The sequence below is a fragment of the Tsukamurella sp. TY48 genome, assembly GCF_019656655.1.
GTDB lineage: Bacteria > Actinomycetota > Actinomycetes > Mycobacteriales > Mycobacteriaceae > Tsukamurella > Tsukamurella strandjordii.
Genome location: NZ_BPMV01000001.1, coordinates 2,785,331 through 2,807,966 on the forward strand (window position 1 = coordinate 2,785,331; position 22,636 = coordinate 2,807,966).

The following is a 22,636-nucleotide window of genomic DNA, read 5'->3' on the forward strand; positions in this document are numbered from 1 at the left end:
TACGGCGATGTGTCCGCAACGCTAGGACCTGCGGGTTGGCGGTCGCTGAAGTCGCGCCAAAGCCGTGGCGGCCCGCCGGTACACTGATCGAATGAGACAACGTCCGAGGATCTGTCCCGTAGCGGTGCTCGGGTGACCGCCGCGGTGCAGTCGGGCGAGGAGTCACCCGACGCCAAGGGACGCGCCAAGACCCGCCGCAAGCTGATCCGGGCCGCCTACTTCGTTTTCGCGCAGCACGGCTACGGCGCCACCACCGTGAAGATGGTGTGCGATGCCGCCGGGTTCACCCGGGGCGCGTTCTACTCGAACTTCACCAGCCTCGAAGAGCTGTTCATCGAGGTCTGGCGCTACCACGTGCAGTGGATCATGGACGTCCTGGCCAAGGTGGTCGACAGCAACGTGGTGCAGGGTGCCGACTACGGCAAGCTGATCGATATGGCCGTCCGCGCGATCCCGGTCAACGAGCGCTGGCAGCGCGTGAACGGCGATTTCGTGGCCCTGTGCACCCGCACGCCCGAGCTCAACCAGACGGTGCGCGATGCGCAGCAGATGTTGCTGGCCAACATGATTCCCACCGTGATGCACGTGCTGGAGGCCGCCGGCCGCCGGGTCACCGCGCCCGAGGCCCTCGGCTACGCCCTGCTCGCCGTGCACGAGGGCACCGCTTCGTACTGCGTCATCGACCCGGACAACGAGACCCTCAAGCAGAACCGGATCAACCTGCTCACGGCCACGCTGAACATGTACAGCGAGCCCATCGAGCCGTCGGCGTGAGCCGCACCGCGCTCGTCATCGGGATCGGCGCCGGCGATCCCGGGCACGTGACCCTCGGTGCCGTCGACGCGATGGGCGAGGCCGATGCCTTCTTCGTGCTCGACAAGCCCTCGGCCTCCTCGCTCACCGATGCCCGGCAGGCGATCCTCGCGCGGCACGCCCCGGACACCCCGGTGATCCTGGTGCCCGATCCGCCCCGCGACCGGTCGGCCGAACGCGGCGAGTCCCGGCCCGACGGTGCCTACGCGGCCAACGTGGACGCCTGGCACGACGCCCGCGCACAGGCGCTGGCGGCGGCGATCGCCGAGCACGTGCCCGAAGGCGGACGGGCCGGATTCCTGGTGTGGGGCGATCCGTCGCTGTACGACTCGACGCTGCGGGTGATCGAGCGGGTGGGTGCCGTGTTGCCGATCGCCCCGAAGGTGATCCCGGGCATCACCAGCGTGCAGGCGCTCACCGCTGCGCACGCGATCCTGCTCAACCGGGTGGGGGAGCCGATCCACATCACCACCGGCCGGCGCCTGGCGGGCGACGGGTTCTCCGACGGGGCGGGCGGCAACACCGTGGTGATGCTCGATGCCGACTGCACCTTCCGGCGGACCGCGCGGCCCACCGACCACATCTACTGGGGCGCGTATCTCGGTACGCCCGAGGAGATCCTGATCGACGGGCCCGTCGGCGAGGTGGGCGAGAGGATCGCCCGGACCCGTGCGCAGGCGCGCGAGCGGCACGGCTGGATCATGGACATCTACCTGCTGCGCCGCCCCACCGCCTGAATCCGTTCGCGCACCGGATCAGTTGAGCGCGGACAGGACCCGCTCGGCCAGTTCGGGGCGGCACACCACGAGGTCCGGCAGGTACGGATCGGGATTGTTGTAGGTGAGCTCGGAGCCGTCGAGGCGGCTGCAGTGCAGGCCGGCGGCCCGCGCCACGCCCACCGGCGCGCACGAATCCCACTCGTACTGGCCGCCGGCGTGCAGGTACACATCCACCTGCCCGGTGACCACGGCCATCGTCTTGACGCCGGCGGAGCCGAGCGAGACCGGTTGCAGTCCCAACTGATCGGCCACCCGGAACATCCCGGGGGTGGCGCGGCTGCGGCTCAGGGCGAGGTTGCCGGTGAGCGGTCCAGTGGGCGCGGTCACGGTGTCGGAGCGGAACACCCGGTCCATCGCGGGCAGTGAGACGGCGCTGTGCACCGGCTGCCCGTTCTGCGTGAGCGCCACGTGCACGGCGTAATCCGGACGGTGCGCGGCGTAGTCGCGGGTGCCGTCGAGCGGGTCGATCACCCACACCCGGTCGGCGCTGAGCCGCTCGGTGGAATCGGGCGCCTCCTCGGACAGCACGGCGTCCTGGGGGCGGTAGCGACGCAGGACGCGGGCGATCCAGGCCTGCGCGAGCCGGTCGCCGGTGTCACCGAGGATGCCGTCCTCGAGCAGCGAGCCGTGGCGGATGGCCTGCAGGATCCGCCCCGCCCCGTCGGCGATCTCGGCCGCGAGCTCGATGTCGGACAGCATGCCACCGTCGGAACGGCTCGAAAAGGTCATACCCCCACCCTAGAGTGGGCCTATGCCGGAGCTTCCCGAGATCGCCGCTATCGCGCAGTACGTGGCCGAGAAGGCCGTGGGAACGCAGATCCGCCGGGTGGATGTGGCGGCGCTGTCGGTGCTCAAGACCTTCGCGCCCGGCCCGCACGATCTGGTGGGCGCCACCGTGACCGGGACGGACCGGATCGGCAAGTACTTCGTGCTGTGGACCGAGAAGAACGGCGATCGCGTCGCGCTGGTCACGCACCTGTCGCGGGCGGGATGGCTGCGCTGGTCCGACAAGCTCTCGCCCACCCCGCTCAAGCCGGGCGGCAAATCGCCGATCGCGCTGCGGGTGCACGTGGGTCCGGAGGGGGAGGGTTTCGATCTCACCGAGGCGGGCACGCAGAAGCGGCTCGCGGTGTGGATCGTCCGCGATCCCAGCGAGATCGAGATGGTGGCCACGCTCGGACCGGATGCGCTCGCGGTGAGTCGAGAGGACTTCGGCGCGATCCTCGCGGGCTCGCGGGCCCAGTTGAAGACTCTGCTGCGTGATCAGCGCACCATCGCGGGGATCGGTAACGCCTATTCGGACGAGATCCTGCACACGGCGAAGCTCTCGCCCTTCGCCATCGCGAAATCGCTCGACGAGGCGCAGGTCGATGCGCTGTACGCGGCGATGCACGCGGAGCTCGACGATGCGGTGGCCCGCTCAGTGGGGCAGCACGTGGCCACGCTCAAGGCGGAGAAGCGCTCGGGGATGAAGGTGCACGGCCGCACCGGCAGTCCGTGCCCCGTGTGCGGCGATACGGTGCGTGAGGTGTCCTACGCCGACCGGAACTTCCAGTACTGCGCCACCTGCCAGACGGGCGGGAAAATCCTCGCTGACCGCAGAATGTCCAAGCTGTTGAAGTAGGGCGCATATCGCCCGAAACGCCCTGAGGTTAGGCATTGCTGCATAGTGCGGTGAAGGCGTGCCTTACCTTCTACTCCATGAACTGGGGTGATGCCGTCCCGAACTTCCTGATCGGCCTGCGTGAAGGTCTGGAAGCGGGACTGATCGTGAGCATCCTGCTGGCCGCCGTGAAGAAATCGGGCGGTTCGCGGGTGCCGGTGTGGTTGGGCGCGCTCGGCGCGGCCTCGTTGTCGGTGAGTTTCGGTGCGGTGTTGACCTTCACCACCTCCGAGATGTCGGCGACGGCGCGGGAGGTGGTCGCGGGAACGCTGAGCGTGCTCGCGGTGATCCTGGTGACGGTGATGATCTTCTGGATGCGCCGCACCGCCGCGACGCTCTCGAAGGGTCTGCGCGGCGATGTCGAGGCCGCGATGGCGCTCGGCGCGGGCGCGCTGGTGCTCACCGCCTTCTTCGCCGTCGCGCGCGAGGGCCTGGAGACCACGCTGTTCCTGTGGACCGCCGCCCGCGCCTCCGGTGACGCCGTGGGACCCGCCGTCGGCGCGACCCTGGGCCTGCTCGTGGCCTTCGGGTTGTGCGTGCTGCTGTACCGGCAGGCCGTCCGCCTCGACCTGGGCAAGTTCTTCGGCTACACCGCGATCCTGCTCATCGTGGTGGCGGCCGGCGTCCTCTCGTACGGCCTCGGCGACCTGCAGAACGCGGGCGTGCTGCCGGGCCGCACCTGGCTGGCGTTCGATCTCACCGGCACCGTCAACCCCGACGCCTGGTGGGTCGCGCTGTTCTCCGGCATCACCAACCTGTCCCCGAAGATGACGGTGCTCCAGGTGTTCGCCTGGCTGGCGTACCTGGTGATCGTGCTGTGGGCCTTCCTGCGCACCACGCCGGCGCCGCCCGAGGCGCACACCAAGAGCCGGTTCGAGACCTGGGCCGAGAACCTCGCCGGCCGGCAGGTGTGGCCGGTGGCCGCGGTGATCGTGCTCGTTCCGCTCCTGGTGGCCGGCCTGATCATCGCGATCCTGCCGTCGAAGCCCGCCGTCGCCGGGGCCGTGACGGTCACGGCCGAGGACTGCGCGCGCGAGTTCAGCGGTGCGGGCCCCGGGCTGCAGCGGATCTCGGTGACCAACAAGTCCGGCAAGTCGGGCGAGATCAACCTGGTGGACGCCGGCGGCGCCGTGGTGGGGGAGATCGAGACCATCGGTCCCGCCACCACCGCGGATCTCTCGGCGACGCTGGGCAACGGCACCTACCAGTTCGTCTGCTACCTCGCGGGCCAGCAGCCCACCCGGTCGGAGCAGTTCACCGTGACCGGCGGTTCGGGCGAAGCGCCCAAGGCCGTCGACCGCGTCACCAAGGCCGACCTCGAGGGCGTGAACGCCACGTACCAGGACTACGTGCTCCAGGTGCTGCCCACCGTGGAGTCCGCGCTCGGCCGGGTCCGGTCGGCGCTCGCGGGCGGCGATGTCGACGGTGCGAAGCGGGCCTGGCTCGACACCATGACCGCGTGGGAGCGGGTCGGCGCCTCGTACAACAGCTTCGGTGCGGCGGGGAAGGCCGTCGCGGGCCTGCCGGACGGTTTCGCCGACGGTGTGCGCGATCCGGAGTTCTCCGGCATCCGGCGGATCGAGTACGGCCTGTACCGCGGCGAGGCGCCCGCCGCGCTCCTGACGCAGGTCGATAAGACCAGCGAGGGGCTGCAGAAGGTCCGCACCGATCTGCGCACCGACGAGATCGCGGGCGATCCGGTGACCCTCACCAAGCGGGCGCAGGAGATCCTCGAGGACGCCCTGCGCGATCACCTCACCGGGGTCAGCGATCAGGGCGCGCACGCCGGATACGCGGCCACCGCCGCCGGTGTCGATGCCACTCGCGCCGTGCTGCGGATCGTCGAGCCGCTGCTGGTGACCCGCGCACCGGAACTGCTGCCCACGGCGCGCCGGGAACTCGACGAGGTGATCCGCGCGCTCGACGCGGTCAAGCGCCCCGACGGGACGTACCCGCCCCTCGACACCCCGCCGCTCGCGCAGCGGCAGAAGATCAACGGCACCGTCGGCCAGGCGCTGGAGACGCTCTCGGCCGTGCCCAACCTCCTGGAGAAGCCCAAGCATGAGCGATGAGAAGAACGGCGGCACCGACCGCCGGAAGTTCCTGCAGGGCACGGCCGCCGGTGCCGTGGGTGCGGCCGCCCTCGGCGCGGTGCTGGTGGGCGGCGCCCGCAGCGACGCGCGGGGCACCGGCCCGACGGTGAGCGAGACCTACCCGTTCCAGGGGAAGCACCAGTCCGGTGTGCTGACGCCGGACCCGGCGAACAAGCAGTCGCATCTCATGGTGGCCGCGTTCGATGTGATCGCCGCCGACCGCGCGGGCCTGGAGGGCCTGCTGCGCACCATCACCGAGCGATCGCGTTTCCTCACCACGGGTGGTGCCCCGGCCGATCTCGGCGTCGGTAAGCCGCCGTCGGACAGTGCGGTGCTGGGGCCGGTGGTCCCGGCCGACGGCCTCACGGTGACCCTCGGCGTGGGGGAGAGCCTGTTCGACGGGCGGTTCGGGTTGGCGGGGGTGAAGCCGAAGCGGCTCACGCCGATGACCACCTTCCCGAACGATCAGCCCGATCCGGCGCAGTGTCACGGCGATCTGGTGATCCAGTTGTGCGCCAACAACCCCGACACCGTGCACCACGCCTTGCGCGATATCGCCAAGCAGACCCGCGGCGCGATGCAGCTGCGGTGGAAGATGCAGGGTTACGGTACCCCGCCGCGGCCGGGTGGATCGCCGCGGAACCTGCTGGGATTCAAAGACGGTACCGCCAATCCCACCGGGGGCCAGGCGGAGTCGCTGATCTGGCTGGACGGGGCCGGATCGGACGAGCCCGCCTGGACCGAGGGTGGCACGTACATGGTGGTGCGGCTGATCCGGATGCTCGTCGAGTTCTGGGACCGCGTCTCGATCGCCGAGCAGGAGGGCATGTTCGGGCGGCGGCGCGACAGCGGCGCACCCCTCGACGGTGCCGAGGAGTTCGACGAACCGGACTACTCGAAGGACCCCGACGGCGATGTGATCCCGGTGGATTCGCACATCCGGCTCGCGAATCCGCGCGAGGGCGAGAAGACGGAGAAGCAGCGTTTGGTGCGCCGGTCGTACAACTACGACCTGGGGCTGGACGTGAACGGCAACATGGCCTGCGGGCACGTCTTCATCTGCTTCCAGCGCGATATCCAGGGGCAGTTCGAGGAGGTGCAGAAGCGGCTGATCGACGAGCCGCTCACCGACTACGTGACGCCCTTCGGGGGCGGGTACTTCTTCGCGGTGCCGGGTGTGAAGGACGACCGGGACTTCTTGGGCTCCGGGCTGTTTGCGTGAGGGCCGGGACGGGTTAGGGCATCCCTCGTCCCGCAGCCGGACACCACGATGCCGCCGCCCCCTGGGTGATGGGAACGGCGGCATTCGTGTTCTTCATGCGGCCGGTGAGTGCCGCGGCGGCGTCGACTACTTGATGAGCTTGTCGGCGCCGTCGTTCTTGCCGGTCTCCGGGTCGTAATCGCCGAGCAGGAAGTCGCCCTCGGCGGCCTCGGTCTCGATCTCCTCGGACACGGCTTCGGTCTGCGCGAGCGCGGCGTTGCGGCGCGCGATGGTGGCCGCGGCGCCGGCGACGGCGCCGCCCAGCGCGACGGCGGCGAGCCAGGGCTTGTTCAGGCGGTCGCCCAGCAGGTGGTCGACGGAGTACTTGCCGGGGCCGGTGAGGGCCAGCGCGGCCGCGGCGACGCCGAGGGTGATCGGGTACTCGTTGCCGCCGCTCTGCGCGGCGAAGCCCTGCGGGCGGTGCACCTCGGCGGCCACGATCATGGCGCCGACGCCGCCGGCCGCGGCCAGCGGGGTCGCGGCGCCGAGCGCGAGGGCGGCACCGGCCAGCTCACCTGCGCCGGCGAGGGCGGCGTTCGGCTTGCCGGGGGCGAAGCCCATCGACTCGAATGCCTGGCCGGTGGCGTCGAGGCCGTGGCCACCGAAGACGCCGAACAGCTTCTGTGCGCCGTGGTAGGCCAGGGTGCCGCCGACGGCGGTACGCAGGGCGAGGAGTCCGAGGTCACGTGCGGTGTTGTTCTGTCCCATGGTGGTGGGTCCCTTCCAGCGGAGGTCGACGGTTCTGCCCACGTTCAACCGGACCGTGGTCCGAGTGATTCCGGGAACGCGGAAATGTGTCCCGCCTCACACCACCAGCTGGCCGACCAGGTCGGGGGCAGCGGACGCGCTGCCGGTGGCCTGGCGATAGGCGGCGCCGACGAGTTCGAGAGCGCGCACGAGCTGGTCCACGGGGAGCGTGTACGGGATGCGGATGTTGCGTTCGAGCGCACCGTCGATCCCGAAGGCCGAACCGGGGGCGATCCGCACGCCCAGACCCGCGGCCGCGGCGGCGGTGGCGGTACCGGCCGGTCGCGGCAGGGTGACCCACAGGCACAGGCCGCCGACGCCGTCCGCGACCGTGGCGCCGGGCAGGTGCTCGGCGATCCCGGCGAGCGCGACCGCCCGCGCGGTGCGGAGCGAATCGAGCCGGCCGGGGAGGAAGTCGGCGAGGTGATCGAGCGCGTAGCCCGCCGCGAGCTGTTCGAAGACCGCGCCCGCGAGGTCCATGTCGTAGCGGGCGGAGGTGAGACCGTCGGGCGGTGTCTCGGTGCGGATCCAGCCCACCCGCAGGCCCGCCCACACCGTTTTGCTCGCCGAACCGATGGTGATGATCTGTGCGCCGCGCGGTGCGAGCGCCGCCAGCGGTGGGGGAGCGGGGACGTCCAGGCCCAGCTCGGCCATCGTCTCGTCCACGATCAGCGGTACCCGGTACCGCGCCGAGATCTCGGCCAGCCGAACGCGGCCGGCCTCGTCGAGCAGCAGGCCCGTGGGATTGTGGAAGTCCGCGATGGAGAAGATGATCCGCGGATTCTGCTGTTTCACCACCGCCTCGAACTGATCGAGGTCCCAGCCGTGCTCGGGATGCAGGCCCACCGCTACCGGGCGCGCGTTGTGCCGCCGGATCGCGAGAATGGTGCCGTGGTGCGTGGGCTGCTCGATGAGCACCCGGTCGCCGGGGTGCACCAGGGTGTCCAGCACGATCCGCAGCGCATGCTGCGCGCCCGAGGTCACCAATACCTGCTCGGCGGTGGTGGGCAGCCCGCGATCGATGTACCGCCGCGCGATCGACTCGCGCAGTGCGCGAATCCCGCCGGGATACAGCCCGATTCCCGCGAGATAGGGCGGGGCGCACTCGAGGGCGTGCCGGTAGCCGTCGTGCACGATCTGGTCGGGGGCCGACGGTGCCGCGATGTTCAGCCGGATCAGATCGCCCTCGGTTCCGGTGTCCGCGGGTTCGGCCGGCACCTCGTGCGGCAGCGTGAGCACGCTGCGTGCGCCCTGACGGGACTGCAGGTGCCCGCTGTCGCGCAGCTCCGCGTAGGCGGTGGTCACGGTGGTCCGACTCACCTCCAGGTGCGCGGCGAGCGCCCGCTCGCTGGGGAGCGCGGTGCCCACCGGGACGCGGCCGTCGAGCACCAGCAGGCGCAGCGCCTCGGCCAGGGCGAGGTACGCCGGACGCGGACCGTCGGGCCGCCAGGACCCGAGCTGACGGGTGAGAGTGGCGGCGCCGATCGTGCCAGTCGCGGAGAACATGAGGCCAGTATCTCAGAACTGGCTATGTATTCAAGGTCCAATCGGCGGCAGAGTGGCTCCCATGATGGTGCGACTGGTGAAACTGTTCGTCGGCTTGTGGCTCTACGGAACCGCGATGGCGGCGATTCTGCGCGCAGGCCTGGGCAACATGCCCTGGGACGTGCTGCATCAGGGGATCGCCGACAAGCTCGGCGTGTCCGTGGGCGCCGTGATCATCGTGGTCGGCGCGCTGGTGCTGCTGGCGTGGATCCCGCTACGCGAGCGGCCGGGCTTCGGCACGGTGGCCAATGTCTTCGTGATCGGCATCGCCTTCGACGTGATGTCGCCACTGTTCCCGTACCACCCGGCCCTGGTGATCGCGATCCCGATGATGCTGCTCGGCATCGTCGGCAATGCCTTCGCCACCGTGCTCTACATCGGCGCCGAGATGGGCCCCGGGCCGCGTGACGGCCTCATGACCGGCCTGGTCCGCAAGACGGGGTGGTCGGTGCGCGTGGTGCGCACCTCGATGGAGGTCACCGTGGTGGTCCTCGGCTTCGCCCTGGGCGGCACCCTGGGCGTGGGCACCGTGCTCTACGCGGTGGGCGTGGGGCCGCTGATCCAGTTGTTCGCCCGCACCGGACTCGGCGGCCCGCAGCTCGCGCGTCACGCCGATAAGGTGGACGAATGCGCATCCTCATCACCGGAGCCAGCTCGGGGCTAGGCGAAGGCATGGCCCGCACGTACGCCGAACGCGGCGAGGACGTGGGCCTGCTGGCGCGCCGCGTCGATCGCCTCGAAGCGCTCAAGGCCGAACTCTCGACGGTGCCCGACGGCGGCGCCGTCGAGATCGGTGGCCTGGACGTGACCGACTTCGCCGCGGTGCCCGGGGCGATCGACGATGTGGTCGGACGCCTCGGCGGCCTCGACCGCGCGATCATCAACGCCGGCATCGGCAAGGGCGCGCCCCTCGGCACGGGCAAGGCCCACGCGAACCTGGAGACCGTGCAGACCAACCTCACCGGCGCGCTCGCCCAGATCGAGGCCGTGCTGGAGATCTTCCGCACACAGGGCCGCGGCCACCTCGTGCTGATCAGCTCCATCGCCGGGCAGCGCGGTATGCCGAAGGCGCAGACCGTGTACTCGGCCAGCAAGGCCGGGCTCACCGCGATCGGCGAGGGCCTGCAGGCCGAGTTCGCGGGCAGCGATATCGCCGTGACCGTGATCAAGCCCGGTTTCATCGAGACCGACATCAACAAGGGGGTGAAGACCTCGATGAAGGTCTCCCTCGATGACGGGGTGAAGGCCCTGGTGAAGGCGATCGACCGCGAGCCCAAGGAGGCGGCGGTCCCGAGCTGGCCGTGGGCACCGCTGGGCGCCGTGCTGCGACACGGTCCCGACGAGCTCACCCGCCGCCTCATCTGACTCACGCCGCCTGGGGCGGCGCTGTGGATCGGTGCACATGGCCGGTGGGCGTGCGGGTTTCGACGGTGTGCCTCCCCGACGGGTCGGTGACGGTGCGGCTGGTCCAGCCGGTGGCTTCCTTGGCGTAGTTGCACGCCGCACACAGCCCCTGCCCGTTGGCCAGGCTCGTGGGGCCGCCGCGCGTGTGCGCGACGATGTGGTCGGTGTGGGCGATCGGAGCATCGCAGTACGGAGTGCGGCAATAGCGGTCGCGGGCGGCGATCACCTCCGCCAACCCCGCCGGGAACAACCGCGACCGGGAATCCAATGCGACCACCGCTCCGGATTCCGGCTGCACGTACAAGCGTTTGACCCAGGCGACGGCGTGCTCGGTAGCTGTCCCGATCAGGTGGCGTGCGATCTCCGCCGGCAGTGTGCCACCGTTCGCGAGATGCGCGGTGCCCGGCTGATCACCGAGCAGCACCGCCGCCGGGATGGTGAGATTCACCGTGACCGGTTGGCCGGCCGCGGCGTCACGGCCGGTGAGACGGCCGAACGCGGTATCGGCCATGACCTGCGCCCGGCTCCGCACCTCCCCCGGAGCACCGAACACCCCGTCGGCTGCAGTTTTCAACGCCGCGTACACCCCGACGGCCTGCGCGACCGGCAGCAGGATCGATACCCGCGCCATGCAATCCGGCGCCGGACGGACCGTGACTCGCCGGTCTTTCGCCGCCTGCCCGATCCGGTCCACCGTGGCCCGCGCATCCAACCGGTACGCCGTCTGCCGAACCGTGTCCTGCCATCGCCGCAACCCCAAACCGGCAGCACCGAAGGTCTCACCACACAGGGCGGTGTCGGCCTCAGTGCGCAGTCGCGGTTCCAGATGCGACAGACCGGAGATGATCACCTCCACCGCCTCCGGCGAAAGTTCACCGTCGCGTAATCGTGCCGCGGTGGCGGGCAGATCCGCCGCCAAGACTCGGGCCCGCGACAGCATCCCGGCGGCTCGATACGGGGAGACCCGCAGCGCCAACCCGATCTCTGCTGCGACACCGGTCTCCCACCTGTCCTGCGCGGCACCGGCAGCGATCCGCTCAGACACCCGCACCCGCAACAACTCCGCGATCAACCGGTACTGATCGGAGATCACCCGCGCCCGAGCCCGCTCCAACGCACCCAGACTGGCAATCACACTACCTCCGACATCGCCGCCATCCCCTGCGGCGGAACCGGATTCGTCTTCCTCGTCCATACCCGAACACTACGACCACCCACTGACAAGTTTTCATCACTGCAAACCCGCCCACCGCAAATATCGCCGCACACCTCGGGCTACCCCGAGACGACCCTGAGTTGTCCCGGCCGGACCCGGGGGAATGATCGGGGCCGAGCCCGGATGTGCTGGACCTTCGAACTTCGTAGCGTCAGAGGGGTCGAAAGGTGGTGCGAAATGCGCACATTCATTCAGTCCCTCAGCGTGGCGGCCCTCGCCGCAACAGCCCTCGTCGCCGGAACCGGCATGGCCGCCGCGACCCCCGACGACTACGACTACAAGAAGGGGAGCCGCGGCGCCGCCTGCGCCTACGCCGACGGCACCCTCGGCCTCGACGTGGACGCCGGGTTCGTGATCGCCTGCCAGGGCGGCGTCTGGAACACCCCCAAGTCGTCGTGAATCCGGCCCGCACCCTCAGCGCCGCCTGCGCCGCGACGGTCGCCGCCACCGTCATCCTGGTCGCGCCCGCGTCCGCCGAACCGGTCTCCACCGCCGGGCGGCAGTCCGTCCAGCGGGCCCTCGACGCGATGGTGACCGCGGGCTACCCCGGGGCGCAGGTCGTCGTCACCGAAGGCGGCCGGGACTGGATCGCGAGCGCCGGCGTCGGCGACGTCCACCGTCGCACGCCCTTCCCCGCCGACGGCTTCGTGCGGATCGGCAGCAACACCAAGGCCTACGTGGCCGCCGTGATCCTCCAGCTGGTCGCCGAGCGGCGGATCGGCCTGGACGACACCGTCGACGGTGCCGGGATCGACGGCACCCGGATCACCGTCCGCGATCTGCTGCAGCACACCTCCGGGCTGCCCGATCATCTCGGCCTCCCCGAACTCGACACCGAGGACGCCGCGATGACGATGCACGATCCCGCCGACCTGGTACGCAAGACCCGCGCCGCGTTCCCACCGCGGTTCGCCCCCGGCGCCCGCGCGGAGTACAGCAACACCAACTACCTCGTGCTCGGACTGCTCGTGGAGAAGATCACCGGGCGGCCGCTCGCGGAGGAGATCCGCACCCGGATCCTCGCCCCGCACGGGCTCACGAAGACCTACTACCCGGGCCCCGGCGACACCGTGCCGCGCGCACCCCACGCCGCCGGATACGCCGTGGAGAACGGGAAACGGATCGACATCACCGCCTACGACCCGTCGTGGGCGGGCGCCTCCGGGGCGATGGTGGCCACCCCGTCCGACCTGAACCGCTACTTCCTCGCCCTGCAGAAGGGCACGGTGATCCCGCCGGCGCAGCTCGCCGAGGCACGACGCGCCCCGCGACCGCTCGTCAACCGCGACGGCCTGCGATACGGCCTCGGCCAGGCGGAACTGCCCACCCCGTGCGGCACCGTCTGGGGGCACGGCGGCTCCATCCCCGGCTACCGCACCTACAACGGTGCCACCGCCTCCCGCGCCGTCACCGTGGTCGCCAATCAACAGACCGCGACGCAGGCGCAGAAGGACGCCATCGAAGCGGCGTTCGGCGCCGCGCTCTGCGCGCGCTAGGGAAGCGCTAGACCGCGCGGCCCCGCTCGGATCGGTACCAGCGCACCTGCGCATCGGTCGACGAATCCTGATCCGCCTGCGGCGCAGCGTCGCCCGCGATCACCGGCAACAGGGCGTTGGCCTGCGCCTTGCCCAGCTCCACGCCCCACTGGTCGAAGCTGTTGACGCCCCACACGGCGCCCTCGGTGAACACCTGGTGCTCGTAGAGCGCGATCAGCTGACCCACCACCGACGGGGTGAGCTTGGGCGCGAGAATCGTGGTGCTGGGCCGGTTGCCGGGCATCACCTTGTGCGGCACCACGGCGGGATCGGTTCCCTCCGCGGCGATCTCCTCCGCGGTCTTGCCGAAGGCCAGCACCTTGGTCTGCGCGAACAGATTGCTCATCAGCAGGTCCTGCATGGTGCCCAGGCCGTCGGTGGTGGGCAGATCGTCGGTCGATTCCGCGAAGCCCAGGAAATCGGCCGGCACCAGCCGGGTGCCCTGATGCAGCAGCTGGTAGAAGGCGTGCTGACCGTTGGTTCCCGGTTCGCCCCAGAAGATCTCGCCGGTGTTCACCGTGACCGCGGTGCCGTCCACCCGCACCGATTTGCCGTTCGACTCCATGGTGAGCTGCTGCAGGTACGCCGGGAACCGGGCCAGATCGTTGGCGTAGGGGAGCACCGCCCGCGATTGCGCGCCGAAGAAGTCCGAGTACCAGAGACCGATGAGCCCCAGCAGGATCGGCGCGTTCTGCTCGATCGGCGCGGTGGCGAAGTGCTCGTCCACCGCGCGGAAACCGGCGAGGAACTCCGCGAAGCGCTCGCGCCCGATCGCGCACATCACCGACAGACCGATCGCGGAATCGACCGAGTAGCGGCCGCCCACCCAGTCCCAGAAGCCGAACATGTTCGCGGTGTCGATGCCGAAGGCCGCCACCCGCTCCGCATTGGTGGAGACCGCCACGAAGTGCTTGGCCACCGCCTCGTCGCCCAGCCCCAGCCCGTCGAGCAGCCAGGTCTTCGCGGCGTGCGCGTTGGTGAGCGTCTCCAGCGTGGAGAAGGTCTTCGACGCCACCACGAACAGCGTGGTCGCCGGGTCGAGCCCGGCCAGCGTGGCCACGATATCGGCGGGATCGACATTGGAGACGAAATGACACCGGAGGCCGGGCTGGCCATACGCCCGCAGAGCGCGGTAGACCATCGCCGGACCCAGATCGCTGCCACCGATTCCGATGTTCACCACATCGGTGATGGCCTCGCCGGTGGCGCCGCGCCACTCGCCCGTGCGCACCCGATCGGTGAAGTCGCCCATCCGGCCCAGCACCTCGTGCACATCGCCGGTCACGTCCTGCCCGTCCACCGAAAGCGGCGGCTCCGCGGGGGCGCGCAGCGCGGTGTGCAGCACCGCGCGGTCCTCGGTGGAGTTGATGTGCGCGCCCGCGAGCATCGCATCGCGCTTGCCCTCCACCCCGGCCTCGCGGGCCAGCTCCGCCAGGAGGGCCAGGGTCTCGCGGGTCACCCGGTGCTTGGAGTAGTCGATGTACAAATCGCCCACCCGGAGAACGAGCTCGGTGCCGCGGGCCGGATCGTCGGCGAAGATGTCCCGCAGGTGCAGCGGGGCGACGGCGCGATGGTTCGCGTCCAGGGCTCGCCAGGCGGTCGTGGTCGTGATGTCCAGCGTGCTCATGCGCATCAGCCTAGTGTCCTGCGGGCGTTCTCGCCGGGCGGTTACTGTGGCTGGTATGGCTACCGCGCAGCGCGTCCGTGACCTGCTCGAGACGATCCCCACGGGAATCTTCGTGAACGGGACATTCCGTGACTCCAGTTCCGGCGCAACCTTTCCGGTGCACGATCCGGCCACCGAGGAGGTGCTTGTCGAGGTCGCCGACGCCACCGCGGACGACGGTGCCGCCGCCCTGGAAGCGGCCGTCGCCGCAGGTCCCGCCTGGGCCGCCACCCCGGCCCGCGAGCGCGGCGAGATCCTGCGCGCCGCGTTCGAGGGGCTGCACGCCCGCGCCGACGACTTCGCCCTGCTGATGACCCTGGAGATGGGCAAGGCGCTCCCGGAATCGGCGAACGAGCTCAAGTACGGCGCCGAGTTCTTCCGCTGGTTCTCCGAGGAGGCCGTGCGGATCGCGGGCCGGTACACGCCCGCACCCGCCGGCACCGGCCGCATCCTGGTGAGCAAGGTCCCCGTCGGGCCCTGTCTGGCCATCACCCCGTGGAACTTCCCGCTGGCCATGGGCACCCGCAAGATCGGTCCCGCCCTCGCCGCCGGCGCCACCATGCTGGTCAAGCCCGCGGGCCTCACGCCGCTCACCATGCTGCTGCTGGCCGAGGTGCTCAAGGACGCGGGCGTGCCCGACGGGGTGATCGCGGTGCTCCCCACCTCGAAGTCCTCGGCGCTCACCGGACCCCTGCTGGCCGACCCGCGGCTGCGCAAGCTCACCTTCACCGGCTCCACCGGCGTCGGCGCCGCGCTCATCGGGCAGTCGGCGCCCGGCATCCTGCGCACCTCCATGGAACTGGGCGGCAACGCCCCGTTCGTGGTCTTCGACGATGCCGATGTCGACCACGCCGTCGGTCAGGCGCTGCTCGCCAAGCTCCGCAACGGCGGCGAGGCCTGCACGGCCGCCAACCGGTTCCACGTGCACGAGAGCGTGCTCGCGGAATTCACCGACAAGCTGGTCGCGAAGATGAGCGAGTACGTGGTGGGACCCGGCATCGACGACGGCGTGACCATCGGGCCGCTGGTCTCCGCCGACCAGCGCGACATCGTCTCCGAGCTGGTGCAGGACGCGGTGGGCAAGGGCGCCACGCTGCGGCTCGGTGGCGTCGCCCCCGAGGGCAAGGGCCACTTCTTCCCGCCGACGGTGCTGGCCGACCTCCCCGCCGACGCCCGCATCCTGCGCGAGGAGGTCTTCGGGCCGGTCGCGCCGATCATCGGCTTCAGCACGGAGGACGAGGCGGTGGCCGCCGCCAACGACACCGAGTACGGCCTGGCCTCGTACATCTTCACCCGCGATCTCGACCGTGCCCTGCGCGTGGCCGACCGCGTCGACAGCGGCATGGTGGGCGTCAATCGCGGCGTGATCTCCGACCCCGCCGGACCGTTCGGCGGCGTCAAGGCGTCCGGCTTCGGCCGCGAGGGCGGCAGCGAGGGCATCGAGGAGTACCTGGAGACCAAGTACATCGCCCTGCAATAGCCGATCTCTTGGCTCAGTGTGAGTGCAAACCTCGCCGGACCACAGGTGGGTGTGGCAACTTCATAGGGTGGCAGACCTACAGGAGCGCACCGGCACGCGGCAGAACGTGATCCTCGTGCACTGGCACGACCTGGGACGTCACCTCACCTGTTACGGCGCCGAGGGCGTGGTCAGCCCCCACCTGGACCGGCTCGCCGCCGAGGGCATCCGGTTCACCGACGCCCACGCCACGGCCCCGCTGTGCTCGCCCGCCCGCGGCTCGCTGTTCACCGGCCTGCACCCGCACCGCAACGGCCTCGTCGGCCTCGCCCACCACGGTTTCGAGTACCGCGAGGGCGTGCAGACGCTCCCCGCCCTGCTCGGACAGGCGGGGTACCGCAGCGCCCTGTTCGGCATGCAGCACGAGAGCGCGGACCCGTCGCAGCTCGGTTTCGACACCGTCGACGTCTCCGACTCGCTCTGCGACTACGTGGTGGCCCGCTCGCAGGAGTGGCTGGCCGAGAACGCCGATGCCGCCGAGCCCTTCTTCCTGACCGCCGGGTTCTTCGAGACGCACCGCCCGTACCCCGTCGACCAGTACGAACCGGCCGACCCGGACACCATCGGCGTGCCCGGCTTCCTGCCCGATACCGCGCAGGTCCGCGAGGACCTGTCCGGGCTGCACGGCAGCATCACCCACGCCGACGCCGCCGTCGGCCGGCTGCTGGACACCGTCGACGAGCTCGGGCTCGCGGAGAACACCTGGATCGTCTTCATCACCGATCACGGCCTCGCCTTCCCGCGCGCCAAGTCCACGCTGTACGGCGAGGGCACCGGCGTCGCCTTCATCGTGCGGCCCCCGCGCAGCCTGGGCCTCGCGCCGCGGGTCTACGACGACCTGTTCTCCGGCGTCGACCTGACGCCCACGGTGCTCGATCTGCTCGGCGTGCCGCTGCCCGAGGACCTCGACGGCGAGACCCACGCGGCCGAGCTGCTGGAGCCCGCCGGCGAGCAGGTGCGGGCCGGCCTGTTCACGCAGAAGACCTACCACGACGCCTACGACCCGATCCGCGCCGTGCGCACCAAGCAGTTCAGCTACATCGAGAACTACGCCGACCGCCCCGCGCTGCTGCTGCCGCTCGACATCGCCGACAGCTCGTCGGCCTCCTCGCTCGACCCCTACGAGACGGCCGCGCCCCGCGCCCGCCGCGAGCTGTACGACCTCGTCGTGGACCCCTACGAACGGCACAACGTGATCGACGAGCCCGCCTACCAGTGGGTGGCGCGGCGCCTGGCCGGAGTGCTGGCGAACTGGCGCGTGGAGACCGGCGATGTGCTGCCCACCGAGGCCGAGGGCACGAAGATCGCCGAGGACTTCATGGCCGCCTTCTTCGCCGGACGGGCCAAGCCCGATGCCGACGAGGTGCCGCTGCCCTCGCGCCGTCCGCAGGGTGCGCGCCGCGAGCTGACCGCCCGCGAGTTAGCCGAACAGGCGCGTGCCGACGCGGACCGGCCCGATCGTTCAGTGCCGGGCGCCGTCAACGCCTGACACCGTGCGGAACCCGATGTTGCTCGCCAAGGACGACGGGGTGTTGTGGCTGCGGGCGGCCACCCGGTAGCGGTAGCAGTACGAGTCGTGGCACAGGTGGCTGCCGCCGCGGAGCACGCGGGCGGCGCCCCGATCGGGCCCGGTGGGGGAGTCCACCGGCGAAATCCGGTAGTAGCGCGACGAATACCGGTCCGTGCACCACTCCCAGACATTGCCCACCGCCTGGTACAGGCCGTAGCCGTTGGGCGCGAAGGACCGCGCGGGCACGGTGCCGACCGCGCCCTGCGGCGCATCGGGGAAGTCGCCGACGAAGATGCTGCAGTCCTCGCCGGGCACCGGATGCCCGTCGCCCCACGGGTACCGCGCGCCGTCGAGACCGCCGCGTGCCGCGTACTCCCACTGCGCCTCCGTGGGCAGATCCCGCCCGGCCCACGCGCAGTAGGCGAGTGCATCCGCGTGCGAGACGTGCACGGCCGGGTGATCGGCCCGCCCGACGGTGCCCGCCCCGCCCGGGGATCGGAAGGTGGCGCCGCGCACCGTCAGCCACCACGGCGCGCCCGGCACCGGCACCCCCGATGCGGGATCGGCGGCCGAGGCGTGGAAGACCGCCGACGCCCCGAACCGCTCGGCATCGGTCACATAGCCGGTGGCCTCGGCGAAGGCGGTGAACGCGGCCACCGTCACCGTGGTCGCATCGATCGTGAAGCCGGGCAACCGGACCCGGTGCACCGGGACCTCGCCGTCGGCGCGGTAGCCGTCGCCGTGCGCGTCGCCCATCGCGAACTCCCCGGCGGGGACCACGGCCTGGGGGATCGGGTGGCCGCCGCCACCGGCCGCGGCGACCCGCCGCGCGGGCAGGTCGGGGCCGGTGGGCGAGCAGCAGGTCACGCGTCCAGTATTCCCCGCGCGACGAGCAGGGCGATCACGCGCTGCGCGAGCTCGTCGGTGTCGGCGCCGGTGGTGTCGAACTTGAGGTCCGGATCCTCGGGCTTCTCGTACGGCCCGTCCACGCCGGTCAGGCCGCGCAGCTCGCCGCGATCGGCACGGGCGTAGAGCCCCTTCGGGTCCCGCTTGCGGCATTCGGAGACCGGCGTGCTGACGTGCACCTCCAGGAAGTCGATGTCGGCGGCCTTGTTGAGCTCGCGCGCGATCTCCCGGTCCGAGCGCAGCGGCGAGACCAGCGAGGCGATCGCGATCACCCCCGCATCGGCGAACAGGCGGGTCAGATGTCCCACCCGGCGGATGTTCTCCGCGCGGTCGCCGGGCGAGAAGCCCAGATCGTCGGAGATTCCGTGCCGGATGTTGTCGCCGTCGATGAGGTACGCCACCCGGCCCTGGGAGACCAGGGCCCGCTCCAACGCCACCGCCACCGTCGACTTGCCCGAGGCGGGCAGGCCCGTGAACCACACCGTGGCGCCGCGCTGCCCCGTCTTGGCCCAGCGTTCCGCGCGCCCCAGCGAACTGGGATGCCACCGGATGTCGTTGCGCGTGGCCTGTCCCGGCACCACCTCGCGGGCCTCGGCGACGGTCCCGGCGCCCACGGTGTCGTTGCTCGCCTCGTCGATCAGGATGAACGCGCCCGTGTCCCGGTTCTGGGCGTACGGGTCCGCGACCACCACCGAACTGGTGCGCAGCGTGATGGTGCCGATGTCGTTGAGCGTCAGTTCGCTCGGCCCCACCTGCTCGATCAGCGTCTCCGGATCGAGCCGTCGCTCCAGCGACTGGACCGTGGCGCGCACCGTCGCCGTCGCGTGCTTGAGCGCCACGCGATCGCCTGCGCGCAAGGGCTTCTCGGCCAGCCAGCACACGGTGGCCTCGATCTCGCGGGCCGCCACCGGCAGATGCGCATCCGCGGCGCCGGAGACCAGTACGTCGCCGCGGCCCACGTCGATGTCGTCGGCCAGTTCCACCGAGACCGACAGCGGCGCAACGGCCACCGCCCGCTCGTCGTCCAGGGTGTCCAGGGCCGTGACGGTGCTGCGGCTGCCCGAGGGCAGCACCAGCACCTCGTCGCCCACGGCCAGAGTGCCCGCCGCCATCCGCCCGGTGTAGCGGCGGCGCTGCTCGGTGGTGGGCCGCGAGACCCACTGCACCGGCAGGCGCAGCTCGCGTGCCTGCGCCGACGGCGCCCGCAGCTGCACGCCCTCCAGGTACTCCAGCAGGGTGGGGCCGGTGTACCAGGCGGTGTTCGGCGAACGGTGCACCACGTTGTCGCCGAGCTTGGCGGCCAACGGGATCGCCGGGATCTCGGGCAGGCCCAGCTGCGTACCCAGCTCGGCCAGCTCCGCCTGGACCTGTGCGAACCGCTCCTGCGAGAAGTCGACCAGATCGATCTTGTTCACGGCGGCGATCACGTGCGGCACGCCCAGCAGGGTGGCGATCCGCGCGTGCCGGCGGGTCTGCCGCAGCACGCCCTTGCGCGCGTCCACCAGCAGGATCGCGACGTGCGCGTTGGAGGCGCCGGTGAACATGTTGCGGGTGTACCGCTCGTGGCCCGGGGTATCGGCGAGCACGTAGCTGCGGGTGTCGGTGGAGAAGAAACGGTACGCCACGTCGATGGTGATGCCCTGCTCGCGCTCGGCCCGCAGGCCGTCGGACAGCGCCGCGAGATCCACCTCGTCGCCGTCGGTCACGGCCTCCAGGTGGTCGGTGGGCAGGCTGCCGGTGTCGTGCAGCAGCCGGCCGATCAGCGTGGATTTGCCGTCGTCGACCGAGCCCGCGGTCGCGAGGCGCAGCAGTTGGCGGGTGGTGGTGGGGGCCAGAACATCGGTCATCAGAAGTAGCCCTCTTTCTTGCGGTCCTCCATGGCGGCCGCTGATGTGCGGTCGTCGGCGCGGGTCTCGCCCCGCTCGGAAACCGTTGCCGCCGAGATCTCCTCGATCACGGCGCCGATGTCGGTGGCGCGGCTGCGGACCGCGCCGGTGATGGTCAGATCGCCCACGGTGCGGTAGCGCACCCACTCCCGGCTCGCGGTCTCGCCGTCGCGCGGCTGCGTGAATTCCGAGACCGCCAGCAGGATCCCGTCGCGCTCGAAGACCTCGCGTTCGCTCGCGAAGTAGATCGACGGCAGCTCCAGGCCCTCCAGCTCGATGTACCGCCAGATGTCCAGTTCGGTCCAGTTCGACAGCGGGAAGACGCGCACCGATTCGCCGCGGCGGATGCGCCCGTTGTACAGCGACCAGGGCTCGGGGCGCTGCGCCCGCGGGTCCCACTGGCCGAACTCGTTGCGGAAGCTGAACACCCGCTCCTTGGCCCGGGCGCGTTCCTCGTCGCGCCGGGCGCCGCCGAAGGCCGCGTCGAACCTCCCGGCCTCGAGCGCGTCCAGCAGGGTGCGGGTCTGTAGGCGGTTCCGCGATCCGGACGCCTCGGTGGATTCGGCGACGCGGCCGGTGTCGATCGACTCCTGCACCGAGGCCACGATGAGCTCGATCCCCTCCGGATTCTCGGCCGTCGGCGCCACCCGGCGATCGCGGAACTCGATCACCTCGTCGAAGTTGTGCCCGGTGTCCACGTGCAGGATCGGGAAGGGCAGCGGCGAGGGCCGGAAGGCCTTCTCGGCCAACCGGAGCAGCACGATCGAATCCTTGCCGCCGGAGAACAGCAGCACCGGCCGCTCCAGTTCGGCGGCCACCTCGCGGATGATGTGCACCGCCTCGGCTTCGAGGACGCGCAATTCGTCCACGGCGGTCAGAGTGCTCATGCGGGGTATCCGTTCTGTGCGGCGTCGGCGCGGTACCGCTCCACCCACTCCTTCGAGCGGGCGTTGGACTGTGGTTTGAGCGGGGGCGGGGGAGCCAGCGCCGGGTCCTGGCCGATGGCCTCCAGCACCCGGGCGGTGGTCTTACGGGGATCGGCGGTCAGCTCGCTGAAATCGATCTCCACCGGCTCGATCGATTCGGCCGCGAACCAGGCGCGCCACGACCGCTCCTGCTCCAGCAGGATCGCGGCCAGATGCGCGATGCCCTCGGCGCGGTACACGGCCCGCTCGTCGCGCTCGCGGTCGTGATCGGGATCGTCGCGCCAGATCCGGGTCTGCACGGCCCGCCACATCGACACCGCCTGCGGCACCACGTCCGGCCGGAAGACGTGCACGTACACGGGGTCGGCACCGTCGAACAGGGAACGGACGGCCGTGCGCACCGAACCCGAGGCGGTGCGGGTACGGGCGATCAGCAGCGGCGTCTGATTCCACATCAGCTTGCCGCCCCACACTCCGTTGGGGGTTCGACCCTCCGCCAACAGATCGTCGCGCCACTGCTCCGCGGTCCGCGGATCGACGGTGCCCGGGTCGATCGGATCGAGGAGGTCGATCAGCGAGGGATCGTCGACGCCGGCGAACCATTCGCGGGGCTGCGGCGACAGCGAGGAGGTGGGGTAGTACTGGAAGAACTCCTGCGGGTTGCCGGCCACACCGGTGGCGGCCAGGGACTCCACGAGCAGGGTGCTACCGCTGCGCTGACTGGCGCACACCAGGTAGCTCTCGGGCTGTGACATGCGGCCCAGTGTAATGCTGGAAAAACCGCTCGCAACCTGGGGTTTTTCGTCAGTGTGCGCGAGGCTCTTGACGGGCGCGAAGCGGTGTGCTGCGGCACTAGCGCCCCAGCGGCCCCCGGCCCAGTCGCAGCAGCAGCATGGCGAGCGTGTGGCCCTCCCGGCCCAGCTCCGAGAACCGGTCGAGCACCTTCATCTCGCGCGAGTGCACCAGCCGGGGCCCGCCCGACGCCATCCGCGTGCGGCCGATGATCCGGGACACCTCGGTGCGGCGCTTGATCGCGGCGAGGATCTCGGCGTCCAGCCGGTCGATCTCCTCGCGCAGCGCGGCGATCTCCTCCTCGGCGAGGGGCGTGCCGCCGCCGGTGCTGTCGGGTGTGCTCATGGGGTGAAGTTTTCCACAGTCGCGCCGCAT

21 protein-coding genes are annotated in these 22,636 nt (G+C 70.8%); 11 read left to right on the top strand and 10 right to left on the bottom strand.

Translation table 11 applies throughout. From position 1 onward, the window contains the following. The first annotated feature begins 132 nt into the window (after positions 1 to 132). Both TTY48_RS13670 and cobF read left to right on the top strand, forming a co-directional pair. Entirely contained in the window at positions 133 to 774 is a 642-nt protein-coding gene (locus TTY48_RS13670; RefSeq protein ID WP_220658004.1) for a TetR/AcrR family transcriptional regulator, read from the top strand. After that, positions 771 to 1,550: a precorrin-6A synthase (deacetylating) gene (gene cobF / locus TTY48_RS13675; RefSeq protein ID WP_220658005.1), complete on the top strand. Its 780-nt coding sequence runs from the start codon at positions 771 to 773 to the stop codon at positions 1,548 to 1,550. Before TTY48_RS13670 ends, cobF begins: the two co-directional genes overlap by 4 nt. Positions 1,551 to 1,568: 18 nt before the next feature. Here the strand turns inward: cobF and TTY48_RS13680 are convergent, their stop codons facing one another. Continuing rightward, positions 1,569 to 2,321 carry a 3'(2'),5'-bisphosphate nucleotidase CysQ gene (locus tag TTY48_RS13680; RefSeq protein ID WP_220658006.1) on the bottom strand — a complete coding sequence of 251 codons (753 nt, stop codon included), beginning with the start codon at positions 2,319 to 2,321 and terminating at the stop codon, positions 1,569 to 1,571. 22 nt (positions 2,322 to 2,343) lie between these two features. Here TTY48_RS13680 and TTY48_RS13685 point away from each other — a divergent pair, with 22 nt between their 5' ends. The 3 genes from TTY48_RS13685 to efeB all read left to right on the top strand — a co-directional run bounded on the left by TTY48_RS13685 (position 2,344) and on the right by efeB (position 6,570). Beyond that, the gene (locus tag TTY48_RS13685; protein ID WP_220658007.1) at positions 2,344 to 3,216 is read left to right on the top strand and encodes a DNA-formamidopyrimidine glycosylase family protein; all 873 of its coding nucleotides are present in this window, start codon (positions 2,344 to 2,346) and stop codon (positions 3,214 to 3,216) included. Between the two features lie 77 nt (positions 3,217 to 3,293). Next, the gene (efeU, locus tag TTY48_RS13690; RefSeq protein WP_220658008.1) at positions 3,294 to 5,327 is read left to right on the top strand and encodes an iron uptake transporter permease EfeU; all 2,034 of its coding nucleotides are present in this window, start codon (positions 3,294 to 3,296) and stop codon (positions 5,325 to 5,327) included. Then, a complete protein-coding gene (gene efeB / locus TTY48_RS13695; protein WP_220658009.1) occupies positions 5,317 to 6,570 on the top strand; it encodes an iron uptake transporter deferrochelatase/peroxidase subunit in 1,254 nt (417 codons plus the stop codon). The genes efeU and efeB overlap by 11 nt, the downstream gene beginning before the upstream one ends. Positions 6,571 to 6,696: 126 nt before the next feature. On the opposite strand, the gene TTY48_RS13700 is transcribed toward efeB, so the two are convergent. Next, positions 6,697 to 7,359, bottom strand: coding sequence for a DoxX family protein (locus TTY48_RS13700; protein WP_255585671.1), 663 nt, complete (start codon positions 7,357 to 7,359; stop codon positions 6,697 to 6,699). Positions 7,360 to 7,413: 54 nt separating this feature from the next. After that, positions 7,414 to 8,862, bottom strand: coding sequence for a PLP-dependent aminotransferase family protein (locus TTY48_RS13705; RefSeq protein ID WP_220658010.1), 1,449 nt, complete (start codon positions 8,860 to 8,862; stop codon positions 7,414 to 7,416). 61 nt (positions 8,863 to 8,923) lie between these two features. Here TTY48_RS13705 and TTY48_RS13710 point away from each other — a divergent pair, with 61 nt between their 5' ends. Both TTY48_RS13710 and TTY48_RS13715 read left to right on the top strand, forming a co-directional pair. Beyond that, positions 8,924 to 9,565 (top strand): YitT family protein, encoded by a 642-nt coding sequence (locus TTY48_RS13710; RefSeq protein WP_220658011.1) that lies wholly within the window; start codon positions 8,924 to 8,926, stop codon positions 9,563 to 9,565. Positions 9,566 to 9,573: 8 nt separating this feature from the next. Continuing rightward, a complete protein-coding gene (locus TTY48_RS13715) occupies positions 9,574 to 10,266 on the top strand; it encodes an SDR family oxidoreductase (RefSeq protein ID WP_255585672.1) in 693 nt (230 codons plus the stop codon). 1 nt (position 10,267) lies between these two features. Here the strand turns inward: TTY48_RS13715 and TTY48_RS13720 are convergent, their stop codons facing one another. Further along, entirely contained in the window at positions 10,268 to 11,500 is a 1,233-nt protein-coding gene (locus tag TTY48_RS13720; protein ID WP_220658013.1) for an HNH endonuclease signature motif containing protein, read from the bottom strand. Between the two features lie 198 nt (positions 11,501 to 11,698). Here TTY48_RS13720 and TTY48_RS13725 point away from each other — a divergent pair, with 198 nt between their 5' ends. Together TTY48_RS13725 and TTY48_RS13730 are read left to right on the top strand one after the other, a co-directional pair. After that, positions 11,699 to 11,920, top strand: a complete 222-nt coding sequence (locus TTY48_RS13725; protein WP_220658014.1) for a hypothetical protein — start codon at positions 11,699 to 11,701, stop codon at positions 11,918 to 11,920. Next, positions 11,917 to 13,017 carry a serine hydrolase gene (locus TTY48_RS13730; protein ID WP_220658015.1) on the top strand — a complete coding sequence of 367 codons (1,101 nt, stop codon included), beginning with the start codon at positions 11,917 to 11,919 and terminating at the stop codon, positions 13,015 to 13,017. The genes TTY48_RS13725 and TTY48_RS13730 overlap by 4 nt, the downstream gene beginning before the upstream one ends. 7 nt (positions 13,018 to 13,024) lie before the next feature. On the opposite strand, the gene pgi is transcribed toward TTY48_RS13730, so the two are convergent. Further along, the gene (pgi, locus tag TTY48_RS13735; protein WP_374758709.1) at positions 13,025 to 14,668 is read right to left on the bottom strand and encodes a glucose-6-phosphate isomerase; all 1,644 of its coding nucleotides are present in this window, start codon (positions 14,666 to 14,668) and stop codon (positions 13,025 to 13,027) included. Between the two features lie 70 nt (positions 14,669 to 14,738). Between pgi and TTY48_RS13740 the strand changes: the two genes are divergently transcribed. Together TTY48_RS13740 and TTY48_RS13745 are read left to right on the top strand one after the other, a co-directional pair. Further along, a complete protein-coding gene (locus TTY48_RS13740) occupies positions 14,739 to 16,202 on the top strand; it encodes an NAD-dependent succinate-semialdehyde dehydrogenase (RefSeq protein WP_220658017.1) in 1,464 nt (487 codons plus the stop codon). Between the two features lie 67 nt (positions 16,203 to 16,269). Continuing rightward, positions 16,270 to 17,730 carry a sulfatase gene (locus TTY48_RS13745; protein ID WP_220658018.1) on the top strand — a complete coding sequence of 487 codons (1,461 nt, stop codon included), beginning with the start codon at positions 16,270 to 16,272 and terminating at the stop codon, positions 17,728 to 17,730. On the opposite strand, the gene TTY48_RS13750 is transcribed toward TTY48_RS13745, so the two are convergent. The 5 genes from TTY48_RS13750 to TTY48_RS13770 form a co-directional block, all read right to left on the bottom strand. After that, on the bottom strand, positions 17,704 to 18,618 hold the full coding sequence (locus tag TTY48_RS13750; RefSeq protein ID WP_308443061.1) for a formylglycine-generating enzyme family protein: 915 nt from the start codon (positions 18,616 to 18,618) through the stop codon (positions 17,704 to 17,706). The two genes, TTY48_RS13745 and TTY48_RS13750, sit on opposite strands and share 27 nt — an antisense overlap. Beyond that, positions 18,615 to 20,504, bottom strand: a complete 1,890-nt coding sequence (cysC, locus tag TTY48_RS13755; protein ID WP_220658019.1) for an adenylyl-sulfate kinase — start codon at positions 20,502 to 20,504, stop codon at positions 18,615 to 18,617. The genes TTY48_RS13750 and cysC overlap by 4 nt, the downstream gene beginning before the upstream one ends. After that, on the bottom strand, positions 20,504 to 21,430 hold the full coding sequence (cysD, locus tag TTY48_RS13760) for a sulfate adenylyltransferase subunit CysD (protein WP_220658020.1): 927 nt from the start codon (positions 21,428 to 21,430) through the stop codon (positions 20,504 to 20,506). Before cysD ends, cysC begins: the two co-directional genes overlap by 1 nt. Beyond that, entirely contained in the window at positions 21,427 to 22,224 is a 798-nt protein-coding gene (locus tag TTY48_RS13765; protein WP_220658021.1) for a Stf0 family sulfotransferase, read from the bottom strand. Before TTY48_RS13765 ends, cysD begins: the two co-directional genes overlap by 4 nt. Before the next feature lie 97 nt (positions 22,225 to 22,321). Then, positions 22,322 to 22,606 (bottom strand): chorismate mutase, encoded by a 285-nt coding sequence (locus tag TTY48_RS13770; RefSeq protein ID WP_013127915.1) that lies wholly within the window; start codon positions 22,604 to 22,606, stop codon positions 22,322 to 22,324. Positions 22,607 to 22,636: the final 30 nt, after the last annotated feature.